This is a genomic window from Lutibacter profundi (assembly GCF_001543325.1).
GTDB lineage: Bacteria > Bacteroidota > Bacteroidia > Flavobacteriales > Flavobacteriaceae > Lutibacter > Lutibacter profundi.
The window spans coordinates 991,923-1,006,451 of the sequence record NZ_CP013355.1 but is presented as its reverse complement, the minus strand read 5'-3'; the positions used below and the strand labels follow the sequence as shown (position 1 = coordinate 1,006,451).

The following is a 14,529-nucleotide window of genomic DNA, read 5'->3' as shown; positions in this document are numbered from 1 at the left end:
TTAAAACTTAGTAATTATGACGAGAGAAGAAAAATCACAAGTAATAGAAGCTTTAACAACACAGTTAACTGAAGGTAATATTATCTATTTAGCAGATATTTCAGGATTAAATGCTTTAGATACATCTAATTTACGTAGAGCTTGTTTTAAAGCAAATGTAAAACTAGCTGTTGTTAAAAATACCTTGCTTGAAAAAGCAATGGAAAAATCTGATAAGGATTTTGGAGATCTACCAGGAATATTAAAAGGAAATACTTCCTTAATGTTTTCGGAAACAGGTAATGCTCCTGCAAAAGTTATTAAAGAATTTCGTAAAAAATCTGATAAGCCCGTATTAAAAGGAGCTTATGTTGAAGAAGCAATTTATGTTGGAGATGACCAATTAGATATGCTTGTAAGCATTAAGTCTAAAGAAGAACTTATTGGAGATATTATTTCATTATTACAATCACCAGCTAAAAACGTTATTTCAGCGTTACAGTCTGGAGGTAATAAACTATCAGGAATTCTGAAAACATTATCAGAAAAATAAATAAGTGCACTAATAAACTAAATAATAAAAATTAAACAAAGAGAAATGGCAGATTTAAAAGATTTCGCAGAACAACTTGTTAACTTAACAGTAAAAGAAGTAAATGAGTTAGCTAATATTTTAAAAGACGAATATGGTATTGAACCAGCAGCAGCAGCAGTTGCAGTTGCAGGACCAGCAGCTGGTGGAGAAGATGCAGCTGAAGAACAAACTGAATTCGACGTAATTTTAAAAGCAGCAGGTCAATCTAAATTAGCAGTTGTTAAATTGGTTAAAGAATTAACTGGTTTAGGATTAAAAGAAGCTAAAGGGATTGTAGATAGCGCACCAGCACCAATTAAAGAAGGTATATCTAAAGATGAAGCTGAAGGATTAAAAGCGTCATTAGAAGAAGCAGGAGCAGAGGTTGAGCTTAAGTAAGCTTTCAATCGCTAAACAATTTAAGGTTTAGGTCTTAGGTGCAATCCTTAGACCTAAACCATTTTGCGTATATATTCGTTCTTATATTTTAATAGTTTTTTAACCTAAAGTTTTTGTCCATTGGCCACAAAAAAATTCACCGAAAGAATAAACTTTGCATCAGCAAAATTGGTAATGGAATATCCAGATTTTCTAGATATTCAAGTGAAATCATTTCAAGATTTTTTCCAACTTAAAACCAAAGCTGACGAACGAAGTACCGAAGGATTATATAAAACCTTCCTTGACAACTTCCCAATTACTGATACTCGAAACAATTTTGTACTAGAGTTTATAGATTATTTTGTAGATCCTCCTAGATATTCTATCCAAGAATGTATAGAAAGAGGTTTAACCTACTGTGTTCCTTTAAAAGCACGTCTAAAATTATACTGTACAGATCCAGAACATGAAGATTTTGAAACAATAGTACAAGATGTTTATCTTGGTACAATTCCTTATATGACTCACAGTGGTACTTTTTGTATTAATGGAGCAGAAAGAGTTGTTGTTTCTCAATTGCATCGTTCACCAGGAGTATTTTTTGGACAGTCGTTCCACGCAAACGGAACAAAATTATATTCAGCAAGAGTAATTCCTTTTAAGGGTTCTTGGATTGAGTTTGCAACAGATATCAATCAAGTAATGTATGCTTACATTGATAGAAAGAAAAAATTACCTGTAACTACGCTATTTAGAGCTATTGGTTACGAAAGAGATAAAGACATTCTTGAAATTTTTGATCTTGCAGAAGAAGTGAAGGTTTCAAAAAGTGGACTTAAAAAAGTTTTAGGCAGAAAATTAGCAGCACGTGTATTAAAAACTTGGTTTGAAGACTTTGTTGATGAAGATACCGGTGAAGTTGTTTCTATTGAAAGAAATGAAATTGTATTAGATAGAGATACAATTTTAGAAAAAGACCAAATTGAAGAAATTATTGAGTCTGGTTCTAAAACCATTTTGCTTCATAAAGAGAATAACGAAATGGCAGATTATGCAATTATTCATAATACGCTACAGAAAGATCCAACAAACTCCGAAAAAGAAGCTGTTGAACACATCTACAGGCAATTGCGTAATGCTGAACCGCCAGATTTTGAAACGGCAAAAGGTATTATAGACAAATTATTCTTTTCTGAACAACGTTATAACTTAGGTGAGGTTGGACGTTATAGAATGAACAAAAAGTTAAACCTGAATGAAGATATCAATCAAAAAGTTTTAACAAAATTAGATATTATTACCATTATCAAAAACTTGATAAAACTGGTAAACTCTAAAGCTGAAGTAGATGATATTGATCATTTATCTAACCGTCGTGTACGTACAGTTGGAGAGCAATTAGCAAGTCAATTTGGCGTAGGTTTATCTCGTATGGCTCGTACTATACGTGAACGTATGAATGTGCGTGATAATGAGGTGTTTACACCTATAGATTTGATTAATGCGAAGACATTATCATCTGTTATAAACTCATTTTTTGGAACAAATCAGCTATCTCAATTTATGGATCAAACAAATCCATTGGCTGAGATTACACATAAAAGAAGATTATCAGCTTTAGGCCCTGGAGGCTTATCTAGAGAAAGAGCTGGGTTTGAGGTGCGTGATGTTCACTATACACATTATGGTCGTTTATGCCCAATTGAAACTCCTGAGGGACCAAATATTGGTTTAATTTCATCTTTGGCAGTTTTTGCAAAAGTGAATAATTTAGGATTTATAGAAACTCCTTATAGAGAAGTTAATAAAGGTATTGTAGACACTGTTAACAAACCAAAGTATCTTAGTGCTGAAGAAGAAGAAGGAAAGAAATTTGCACAATCTAATCTTCCTTTAGATGAAAATGGAAAATTTACTGAAGAAAAAGTAATCGTTCGTGAAGAAGCTGACTATCCGGTAGTTGAGCCTACAAAGGTTAATTATATGGATGTGGCACCAAATCAAATCGCGTCAATATCAGCTTCATTAATTCCGTTTTTAGAGCATGATGATGCCAACCGTGCATTGATGGGGTCAAATATGATGCGTCAAGCTGTACCTTTAATGAAACCAGAATCTCCAATTGTTGGTACTGGTTTAGAACGTAGAGTAGCAAAAGATTCTCGAATATTAATGAATGCAGAAGGAGCTGGTTTGGTAAAATATGTTGATGCAAATACCATTGAAATTAAATATGACAGAACTGATGAAGATCGTATTGTAAGTTTTGATGGAGATAGTAAAACATACAATTTAATTAAGTTTAGAAAAACAAACCAAGGAACTTCAATTAACTTAAAACCTATTGTTAAAAAAGGAGATAGAGTTGAAAAAGGGCAGGTGCTTTGTGAAGGGTATGCTACACAAAACGGTGAATTAGCACTAGGTAGAAATATGAAAGTTGCCTTTATGCCTTGGAAAGGATATAACTTTGAAGATGCAATTGTAATTTCTGAAAAAGTTGTAAAAGAAGATATCTTTACATCTATTCATATTGATGAATATTCAATGGATGTTAGAGATACTAAATTAGGTGCTGAAGAATTAACAAATGATATTCCAAATGTTTCAGAAGAAGCTACAAAAGATTTAGATGAAAATGGAATGATTCGTATTGGTGCCGAAGTAAAACCAGGAGATATTTTAATTGGTAAAATTACACCAAAAGGAGAATCTGATCCTACACCAGAAGAAAAATTACTAAGAGCTATTTTTGGGGATAAAGCAGGTGATGTGAAAGATGCTTCTTTAAAAGCTTCACCATCACTAAGAGGTATTGTTATAGATAAAAAATTATTTGAACGTGCCGTAAAAGATAAATCTAAACGAGCACAAGATAAAATTAGCATTGCCAACTTAGAGAGTAAATATACTGCGAAATTTGAAGAATTACGTTCTGTATTAACAGATAAATTGTTTTCACTAATAAGTGGAAAAACTTCGCAGGGAGTATTAAACGATTTAGGAGAGGAAATACTTCAAAAAGGGAAAAAGTATACTTTAAAAATGTTAAATTCTGTTCCAGATTTTGCCTATTTAACGAAAGGTACTTGGACTACGGATAGTCATCTTAATAAATTAGTTGTTGAATTAATTCACAACTACAAAATTAAAGTGAATGACTTACAAGGAGGTTTAAGACGTGAAAAATTTACAGTTTCAGTTGGTGATGAGTTACCTGCAGGAATTTTAAAATTAGCAAAAGTATACGTTGCTAAAAAACGTAAATTAAAAGTAGGTGATAAAATGGCAGGACGACATGGTAACAAAGGTATTGTTGCCCGTATTGTTCGTCAAGAAGACATGCCTTTCTTAGAAGATGGAACTCCAGTTGATATTGTATTAAATCCATTAGGTGTACCATCACGTATGAATATTGGACAGATTTATGAAACTGTTCTTGGATGGGCAGGTCAAAAAACGGGACAAAAGTTTGCAACACCTATTTTTGATGGTGCAACTATTGATGAAATTGATAAACTAACTGATGAAGCAGGAGTACCACAATATGGACACACATACTTATATGATGGAGGAACAGGGGAACGATTTGATCAAAAAGCCACAGTTGGTGTTATTTATATGATTAAATTAGGTCATATGATTGATGATAAAATGCACGCACGTTCAATAGGTCCTTATTCATTAATTACGCAACAACCACTTGGTGGTAAAGCACAATTTGGAGGTCAACGTTTTGGAGAAATGGAAGTTTGGGCACTTGAAGCTTATGGGGCATCAAGTACTTTACGTGAAATTTTGACAGTAAAATCGGATGATGTTTTAGGAAGAGCTAAAACATATGAAGCTATTGTTAAAGGAGATCCAATGCCAGAACCAGGTTTACCAGAGTCATTTAACGTATTAATGCACGAGCTTAGAGGCCTTGGATTAGACGTTAGATTAGAAGAATAATAACTAAAATATATAGTTAGGAGGTTTTTCCTCCTAACTATTCATTATATTTTTACATTTTTAAAATTCGAATCCATCATTATATTATGGCAAGAAAAAACGAGAAATACACTGTAAAAAAATTTAACAAAATTTCAATTGGTTTAGCATCTCCAGAAGCAATTCTAGAGAAATCAAGAGGAGAAGTGTTAAAACCTGAAACTATTAATTACCGCACACATAAACCTGAAAGAGATGGATTATTTTGCGAACGTATTTTTGGACCAATAAAAGATTATGAATGTGCTTGTGGGAAATACAAGAGAATTCGTTACAAAGGAATAGTTTGTGACCGTTGTGGTGTTGAAGTAACCGAAAAGAAAGTTCGAAGAGATAGAGTAGGACATATTAACTTGGTGGTTCCTGTAGCTCACATTTGGTATTTTAAATCACTACCTAATAAAATGGGGTATCTGTTAGGGTTACCGTCTAAAAAGTTAGATATGATTATTTACTACGAACGTTATGTAGTAATTCAACCAGCTGGAGCAACAAATTCAGAAGGGGAACCATTGCAAAAAATGGATTTCTTAACAGAAGAGGAATATTTAGATATTCTTGAAAGTTTTCCACCTGAAAATCAATACTTAGATGATAATGATCCTGATAAGTTTATAGCTAAAATGGGGGCAGCTTGTTTAATTGATTTATTCAATCGTATTGACTTAGATGAATTATCTTATGAGTTGAGACACAAAGCAAATACTGAAACATCTAAACAACGTAAAACAGAAGCATTAAAAAGGTTAAATGTTGTTCAAGCATTTAGAGATGCCAATAAAAATAGAGAAAATCGTCCAGAATGGATGATAATGAAAGTAATACCGGTAACTCCACCAGAATTACGCCCATTAGTACCTTTAGATGGTGGTAGATTTGCAACATCAGATTTGAATGATTTGTACCGAAGAGTTATTATACGTAACAATCGTTTAAAAAGATTGGTTGAAATTAAAGCTCCTGAAGTAATTTTACGTAATGAAAAGCGTATGTTACAAGAATCAGTAGATTCATTATTTGATAATACACGTAAATCCTCAGCAGTTAAAACAGAATCTAATAGACCACTAAAATCTTTATCAGATTCGTTAAAAGGAAAGCAAGGGCGTTTTCGTCAGAACTTACTAGGTAAACGTGTAGATTATTCTGCGCGTTCTGTAATTGTTGTAGGTCCAGAGTTAAAGTTATCTGAATGTGGTATTCCAAAAGATATGGCTGCAGAACTTTATAAACCTTTTGTAATTCGAAAATTAATAGAAAGAGGAATTGTAAAAACAGTTAAATCTGCAAAGAAAATTATAGATAAAAGAGAACCGGTTGTATGGGATATTTTAGAAAATGTTTTAAAAGGACATCCTGTATTACTTAACCGGGCTCCTACATTACACCGTTTAGGTATTCAAGCTTTTCAACCAAAATTAATTGAAGGAAAAGCCATACAATTACACCCATTGGCCTGTACAGCATTTAATGCCGATTTTGATGGTGACCAAATGGCAGTACATTTACCATTAGGGCCTGAAGCTATTTTAGAGTGTCAGTTATTAATGTTAGGCTCTCATAATATTTTAAATCCAGCAAACGGAGCACCAATTACGGTACCATCTCAAGATATGGTGTTGGGATTGTATTATATGACCAAGGAAAGAAAATCTACTCCTGAATATCACGTAAAAGGAGAAGGGTTAACTTTTTATTCTCCGCAAGAAGTTACTATTGCTTTTAATGAAAATCAAGTTGATTTAAATGCAAGAATTAAAGTAAGAACAAAAGATTTTAATGAAAAAGGTGAACTTGTTAACCAAATAATTGAAACTACAGTTGGTAGAGTGTTATTTAATGAAGTTGTTCCAATTGAAGCAGGTTATATTAATGAAGTACTTACTAAAAAATCTTTGAGAGATATTATTGGAAAAGTATTAAAAGTAACAGATGTTCCAACTACAGGGAAGTTTTTAGATGCAATGAAATCTATGGGATATACCTTTGCATTTAAAGGAGGTTTATCATTTAGTTTGGGAGATATTATCATTCCACCAGAGAAGTATACAATGATTGCTGAAGCAAATGCACAGGTTGACAATATTATGGTAAACTATAATATGGGTATGCTAACTAATAAGGAACGTTATAACCAAGTAATTGATATTTGGGGATCTACAAATAATCGTTTAACTGAACTTTCAATGAAACGTTTACGTGAAGATCAACAAGGATTTAATTCGGTATTTATGATGTTAGACTCAGGTGCAAGGGGTTCTAAAGAACAAATTCGCCAGTTAACAGGTATGCGTGGATTAATGGCAAAACCTAAAAAATCTACATCTAGTGGTGGTGAAATTATTGAAAATCCAATTTTATCAAACTTTAAAGAAGGTTTATCAATTTTAGAGTATTTTATTTCAACTCACGGTGCACGTAAAGGTTTAGCCGATACAGCATTAAAAACTGCAGATGCAGGTTATTTAACACGTAGATTAGTTGATGTTTCACAAGATGTTATTATTAATGAAGATGATTGTGGTACATTAAGAGGGTTAATAGTACAACCACTTAAAAAGAATGATGAAATTGTTGAGACTTTAAGCGAAAGAATTGAAGGACGTGTATCTTTACATGATGTTGTTGATCCTATTACGGAAGAAATATTGGTTAATTCTGGTGATGAAATTTCTGAAGAAATAGCAAAACGTATTGAAAATTCACCTATAAACGGAGTGGAAGTACGTTCTGCATTAACATGCGAAGCTAAAAAAGGTATTTGTGCAAAATGTTACGGTCATAGTTTATCAACCAAAAAAATGGTACAAAAGGGTGAAGCTGTTGGAGTTGTGGCAGCACAATCCATTGGTGAGCCTGGTACACAGTTAACACTTAGAACATTCCACGTTGGGGGTGTTGCTGGTAATATTTCAGAAGACAATAACTTGCAAACTAAGTTTGCCGGAAAAGCTGTAATTGATGATTTAAGAACGGTTAAAGGAACTGATAATGATGGGAAAAGTATTAATATTGTAATTTCTAGAACATCTGAAATTAAAGTTGTTGATGAAAAAACTGGTTTAATTCTTAGTACAAATAATATCCCTTACGGTTCAACTATTTTTGTTAAAAATGGTCAAAAACTTAAAAAAGACGATATAATTTGTAAATGGGATCCATTTAATGGAGTAATTGTTTCAGAATTTGCGGGAACAATACAGTTTGAAAATATTGAAGTTGGTATTAACTATCTTGTTGAAATTGATGAGCAAACAGGTTTCCAAGAAATGGTTATTATTGAATCTAAAAACAAAAAAACGATTCCAACACTATTAGTGATGGATGACAATGATAACGTGATTAGATCTTATAACTTACCAGTAGGTGCACATTTAATTGTTGAAGATGGTGAAAAAATTGTATCAGGTAAGGTAATCGTTAAAATACCTCGTAAATCAGGAAGATCTGGTGATATTACGGGAGGTTTACCACGTGTAACAGAATTATTTGAAGCACGTAACCCATCTAACCCTGCTGTTGTTTCTGAAATTGACGGAGTCGTTTCTTTTGGAAAAATTAAGCGTGGAAATCGAGAAATTATTGTAGAATCTAAATTAGGAGAGATTAAAAAATATTTAATTAAACTTTCTAATCAAATTTTGGTTCAAGAAAATGATTTTATCAAAGCAGGGATGCCTTTATCAGAAGGAGCTGTTACACCAAACGACATCTTAAATATTCAAGGGCCAGGTAAGGTTCAAGAGTATTTAGTAAATGAAATTCAAGAAGTATATCGTTTGCAAGGGGTGAAAATTAACGACAAGCATTTTGAAGTTGTAGTTCGTCAAATGATGCGTAAGGTTAAAATTATAGATTCTGGAGATACATTATTTTTAGAAAATCAATTGATTCATAAAAACGATTTTATTCAAGAAAATGATAAAATTTATGGAATGAAAGTTGTTGAGAATGCAGGAGATTCTGAGAATTTAAAAGAAGGTCAAATAATTAGCTCTCGTCAATTACGCGATGAAAATTCTGTATTGCGAAGAGAAGATAAAAATTTAGTTGAAGCTAGAGATGCTAAACCAGCAACGGCTGAGCAAATTTTACAAGGTATTACTAGAGCTTCTTTACAAACTAAATCATTTATTTCTGCGGCATCGTTCCAAGAAACAACTAAAGTATTAAATGAAGCTGCTGTTAGTGGTAAAGTTGATACATTGGAAGGATTGAAAGAAAATGTAATTGTTGGTAAACGAATTCCAGCAGGTACAGGTATGAGAGAATACGATAATATTATTGTAGGCTCAAAAGAAGAAATGGAATCAAGTTTATAATTATGAGTGATCAAAAATCTAAAAACGAGGGACAAATTAATATTGAACTAGATGAAAAAATAGCCGAAGGGATATATGCAAATTTGGCCATTATTAATCATTCAGTATCTGAATTTATTGTTGATTTTGTTAGTGTTATGCCAGGGCAACCGAAGGCGAAAGTTAAATCGAGAATAATTTTAACGCCTCAACATGCAAAGAGGTTAGTAAAAGCACTCGCTGAAAATGTAAAAAGATTTGAGAAAAGTCATGGAGAAATAAAAGATTATGAACAGCCTCCAATACCAATGAATTTTGGACCCACTGGAGAAGCATAAAAAGTTAAAGAGTCGAACATTTGTTCGGCTCTTTTTTGTTAAAATAGTATGCTACATTAAATCTTATTTTTAGATTTGCCGCTTTATAATTAAGAAATTAAATGAATGAAAACAATTTATAAATTAAGTGTTGTTTTACTGTTTTTTAGTATTTCAATAAATGCACAAAAAGACACCATTAAATTAAAAGAGGTTTCTATTACATCAAATAGAATTTCTTTGCCTTTTTCTAAAACATCCCGTACAATTACTCTTATTAGAGCTAATGATATAATTGAATCTTCAGCAAAAAACATTGAAGATTTACTGCAAACTGTCGCAGGAATTGATGTTAGACGTAGAGGAATTGATGGTATGCAGTCTGATTTATATATAAGAGGTGGAAATTTTAATCAAACATTGGTGTTGATTGATGGTATAAAAATGGATGATATTCAGACAGGGCATCATACTATGAATGCAATTTTACCACTAGAGAGTATAGAAAGAATAGAAATTATTAAAGGGCCAGCAGCTCGTATTTATGGTCAAAATGCCTTTACGGGCGCAATAAACATTGTTACTAAAAAAATAACAAATGATGCTTTAAATTTAAGTATGGGATATGGCTCCTATAATAATAAAAAAACAATTACTTCATTAAGCCAAAAATTTAAAAATGGAGTTACTTTTTTAGTGCTTAATTATCAAAAATCTGATGGATATAGATTTAATACAGATTTTGAAAATACCTCAGTCTTTTTTAAATCAAACTTTAAAAAATATAGTTTAATAACTTCATTTACCCAACGAAAATTTGGTGCAAATGGATTTTACGCAAGTCCGAATTTTAAAAATCAGTATGAAGAAACACAAACGAGCCTAGTTGGTGTGTCTTCCTCTTATAAATTGAAAAACTTTATACTAAAACCAAAATTATATTGGAGAAGAAATCAAGATATGTATTTGTTTTTGCGTGAAAATCCATCCTATTTTAGGAATTTACATATCTCTAATAAAATTGGAGCTGAAACGAGTATGGTTTTTAATTCTAATTTTGGGAAAACAGGTATAGGAATTGATGTGTCAAGAACATTTTTAGTTAGTAATAATTTAGGTAATCATAACCGTACAGCCATTACAGGTTTTTTAGAACAACGGTTTGAATTATTTAATGATATAGTAGATGTAACACCGGGCTTTTCAATAAGTTATTATTCTGATTTTAAAACAAATATTTTCCCAGGTATTGACATAGGTTATCGTATATCTGAAAAATTTAAGTTATATGGAAATATTGGATATACTTATAGAGTACCTACGTTTACAGATATGTTTTATATTGGACCTACAACTCAAGGAAATAAAAACCTAAAGCCTGAGTCTGCTTTGTCAGAAGAACTAGGATTTAAATATACAACTACAAAAGTACAATTTAATGTTGCTCTTTTTAAAAGGACATCAGATAACTTAATTGATTGGACTAAGGAAAATGAGGAAGATAAATGGGAGACGAGAAACTTTAGTGAAGTACTAACACAAGGGTTTGAAACCACAATTAATTATAATTTTAAAATTAGAAAGTATTATCAAAAAATAACGATGAGTTATAGTTTTATTGAAGATAATATTAAAGACAATAATGTACAATTTACACGCTATTCTTTAAATAGTATAAAGCATCAATTCAATTCAAACATTCATTTTAAATTAAATGCCACCCTAAGTCAAAATATATCTTATAAATATGTTGAGAGAACGGATGGAGTGAGTTATAGTGTTGTAGATGCAAAATTTTTGGTAAGTATTAAAAACAATATTGAATTTTCTGTAGTAGCTAATAACATCTTCAATACTATTTATACAGAAACTAATTTAGTGCCAATGCCAAAAGGAAATATTATGTTTAGTGCAAAATATGCTATATATTAAATGTAAATAGTTAAAAATACACAAAGCATTAAATTTTAATTACCGTAAATAAAAAGTAAATTATTAATTGTAAATTGGAATTTTTAAAAGTAGTTTTATGGAAGAAAGAATAAAAACATTTGAAGAGTTCTACCCTTTTTATTTAAAACAACACAGTAATAAAATTTGTAGATTATTACATATTATAGGAACAACTTTTGTTTTGGCTATGACTTTAACCGCTGTTCTATATTTAAATCCCTATTGGCTATTATTTGTTCCAATTGTAGGTTATGGATTTGCTTGGGTTGGCCACTTCTTTTTTGAAAAAAATAAACCAGCCACATTTAAGTATCCATTGTGGAGTTTACGATCTGATTTTAAAATGTATTTTGAATTTTTTTCAGGAAAAATAACATTAAATTCTGAAAAAGATTGAAGGTTTTGTAATTACAAATGCTTTTTTACGACTGTATTAAAAACTAAAAATTAAACAGTATGATAAGAATTGTATTTATAACACTTTTTCAGTTATTATTTGTAGTTGAAGCTTCATCACAAATAGATAATAATTATTTAAAAGTTGGAGATAAAGCACCTGTAATTAGAGGGATTGATCAATTTAATTCTGAAATTAATTCCAATAAAATTTTACAAAACAAAAAAATATTATTACTGTTTTATAGGGGTAATTGGTGTCCATATTGTAAAAAGCATTTAGCTAGTTTACAGGAGAATCTAGAAAAATTTATAAAAAATGGAGTATTTGTTATTGTAGTTACTCCTGAAAAAGTTGAAAAGATTAAAGAAACTACAAGTAAATTTAATTCCAAGTTTTCAATCATTCATGATTTTAATAATAAAATTATGAATGATTATAAAGTAGCTTTTAAAGTTACTAAAGAGAATGTTCCTAAATATTTTGAATTTACCCTCAAAAGAGTTCGTGAATATAATGAAAAAGAAAATAATGTACTACCTGTGCCAGCTACTTACATGATAGATAAAAACCATAGAATAAGTTATGTTCATTATGATTCCGACTATAAAAAAAGAGCTAATTTAACTGAAATCTTAAACAAAATAGAATAGCCTTGAATTTGCATATATGCTAATTATTAAGTCTTGTATTGTCAATAATACATATGTTTAGTGATATAATGTTAATATTTTATTAAATATTTAATAAAAAATAGGATTGAAACTTAAAAATGTTGTACTTTTGCACTGTAAATTAACAACTAATACATACTGTTATGAAAGTAAGTAAAAAAATTAAAAATCAGGATAGTAAAAGAAGACTAAATGTAGTCGATTTTAGAAATACAAAAAGTGTAACTTGGAATAGTAAAAGAAGATTTGGTATATAAGATTTGAAAAAGCGTTATAAATTATTTGAATTAGAAGCGATAGGTTAACCTATCGCTTTTTTTATTTAATTGTTAAAATAACTCTTCAGTATCAATGGTTAAGTTTTGTAAAAATTGGATTGTTTTCTTTATTTCTAAATTTAAAACTGTATCATTTTCTATAAAGGCAACTTCGCTTTTATACTGTTTTAAAAATGATTCTATAAAAGGCGATGATTTTTTAGGAGCTCTAAAATAAATTGCTTGTGAAGCATTCAATAATTCAATAGCCAAAATAGTTTCAATATTATCAACAATTTGTTTTGCCTTTGTAGCTGCATTTGCTCCCATACTTACATGGTCTTCTTGTCCATTACTTGAAACTATTGAGTCAATTGAAGCAGGGGTAGCCAACTGCTTGTTTTGACTTACAATACTAGCCGCAGTATATTGAGGAATCATAAAACCACTGTTTAACCCAGGGTTTTTTACTAAAAATGGCGGTAAACCTCTTAAACCTGAAACAAGTTGAAAAGTTCTTCTTTCAGAGATATTTCCCAGTTCAGCCATTGCTATACTTAAAAAATCAAAAGCTAAAGCTAAAGGTTGTCCATGAAAATTACCTCCTGAAATTATTTTGTCAGCTTCAACAAAAATATTTGGATTGTCGGTTACTGAATTAATTTCAGTTAAAAATGTTTTTTTACAAAATGCTAAAGCATCTTTGGTTGCGCCATGAACCTGAGGCATACATCTAAAAGAATACGGATCTTGCACATGCTCTTTAGGTTGGTTAATTAGTTTGCTTTCCTTTAAAAATTCATTTATTCTTCTGGCAGTCTTTATTTGTCCATTGTGAGGTCTAATAAAATGGATTAATTCATTAAAAGGCTCTATTCTTCCATCAAATGCTTCCAAAGAAATAGTTCCTATCAAGTCAGCTAAATAGGATAGTTTATAAGATTTTAAAATTAAAGAAACACCATATGCGTTCATAAATTGGGTACCATTTAAAAGAGCTAAACCTTCTTTTGATTTTAGCTTGATAATCTCCCAATTAAATTTCTTTAAAATTTCTTCGCCTGAAATTAATTCATTATTAAAATAAACCTCGCCTTTCCCAATTAGTGGTAATGCTAAGTGAGCTAGCGGAGCTAAATCTCCCGATGCTCCTAAAGATCCTTGGGTATAAACAACAGGGATAATATTATTATTATAAAAATCAATTAAGCGATTAACAGTTTTTAGTTGTACACCAGAATGACCGTAACTTAAAGACTGAATTTTAAGAAAAAGCATTAGTTTAACAATACTTTTTGGCACAATACTTCCTGTTCCACATGCATGGCTCATCACCAAGTTTTCTTGTAATTTTTGCAGATTATCATTGTCAATTTTCACATTACATAAAGATCCAAATCCAGTATTTATTCCATAAATAGGCGAGGTGTTATTTGTTATTTTTTCATCTAAGTAAGTACGGCAATTTTCAATCTTTGTAATAGCTTCTTTTGAAAGTTTTAATTTTTTCCCCTGAAAAACTATCTCATTTAAAAGGTTAAAATCTACAATTTTTGAATCAATAAAATGTGTGTTACTCATGGTCAAATTTTTGAGGTGTAAAATTCTACAAACATATCAAGATATGCAAATTATTTGTTAAAGTAAAGTTGAAATAAGTTAATTGAATAATAAATTTTATCTTTGGTGAATTATAATGAAAA

Annotated in this window: 9 protein-coding genes; 8 read left to right on the top strand and 1 reads right to left on the bottom strand. The window is 30.7% G+C overall.

Annotation, left to right across the window (positions count from 1 at the left end):
- Positions 1 to 16 precede the first annotated feature (16 nt).
- From rplJ to Lupro_RS04380, 8 genes are all read left to right on the top strand, one after another.
- Positions 17 to 532, top strand: a complete 516-nt coding sequence (rplJ, locus tag Lupro_RS04415; RefSeq protein ID WP_068206643.1) for a 50S ribosomal protein L10 — start codon at positions 17 to 19, stop codon at positions 530 to 532.
- A 45-nt stretch (positions 533 to 577) separates the two neighbouring features.
- A complete protein-coding gene (gene rplL / locus Lupro_RS04410; RefSeq protein ID WP_068206641.1) occupies positions 578 to 952 on the top strand; it encodes a 50S ribosomal protein L7/L12 in 375 nt (124 codons plus the stop codon).
- 120 nt (positions 953 to 1,072) lie between these two features.
- Positions 1,073 to 4,888, top strand: a complete 3,816-nt coding sequence (gene rpoB / locus Lupro_RS04405) for a DNA-directed RNA polymerase subunit beta (protein WP_068206639.1) — start codon at positions 1,073 to 1,075, stop codon at positions 4,886 to 4,888.
- 86 nt (positions 4,889 to 4,974) lie between these two features.
- A complete protein-coding gene (rpoC, locus tag Lupro_RS04400; RefSeq protein WP_068206637.1) occupies positions 4,975 to 9,249 on the top strand; it encodes a DNA-directed RNA polymerase subunit beta' in 4,275 nt (1,424 codons plus the stop codon).
- Between the two features lie 2 nt (positions 9,250 to 9,251).
- Positions 9,252 to 9,566 (top strand): DUF3467 domain-containing protein, encoded by a 315-nt coding sequence (locus tag Lupro_RS04395; RefSeq protein ID WP_068206635.1) that lies wholly within the window; start codon positions 9,252 to 9,254, stop codon positions 9,564 to 9,566.
- A 105-nt stretch (positions 9,567 to 9,671) separates the two neighbouring features.
- A complete protein-coding gene (locus Lupro_RS04390) occupies positions 9,672 to 11,477 on the top strand; it encodes a TonB-dependent receptor (protein WP_068206633.1) in 1,806 nt (601 codons plus the stop codon).
- Between the two features lie 97 nt (positions 11,478 to 11,574).
- Positions 11,575 to 11,895 (top strand): Mpo1-like protein, encoded by a 321-nt coding sequence (locus Lupro_RS04385; RefSeq protein WP_068206631.1) that lies wholly within the window; start codon positions 11,575 to 11,577, stop codon positions 11,893 to 11,895.
- A 59-nt stretch (positions 11,896 to 11,954) separates the two neighbouring features.
- Entirely contained in the window at positions 11,955 to 12,548 is a 594-nt protein-coding gene (locus tag Lupro_RS04380) for a peroxiredoxin-like family protein (protein WP_068206629.1), read from the top strand.
- Between the two features lie 350 nt (positions 12,549 to 12,898).
- Here the strand turns inward: Lupro_RS04380 and hutH are convergent, their stop codons facing one another.
- On the bottom strand, positions 12,899 to 14,407 hold the full coding sequence (gene hutH / locus Lupro_RS04375) for a histidine ammonia-lyase (protein ID WP_068206628.1): 1,509 nt from the start codon (positions 14,405 to 14,407) through the stop codon (positions 12,899 to 12,901).
- Between the last annotated feature and the right edge of the window lie 122 nt (positions 14,408 to 14,529).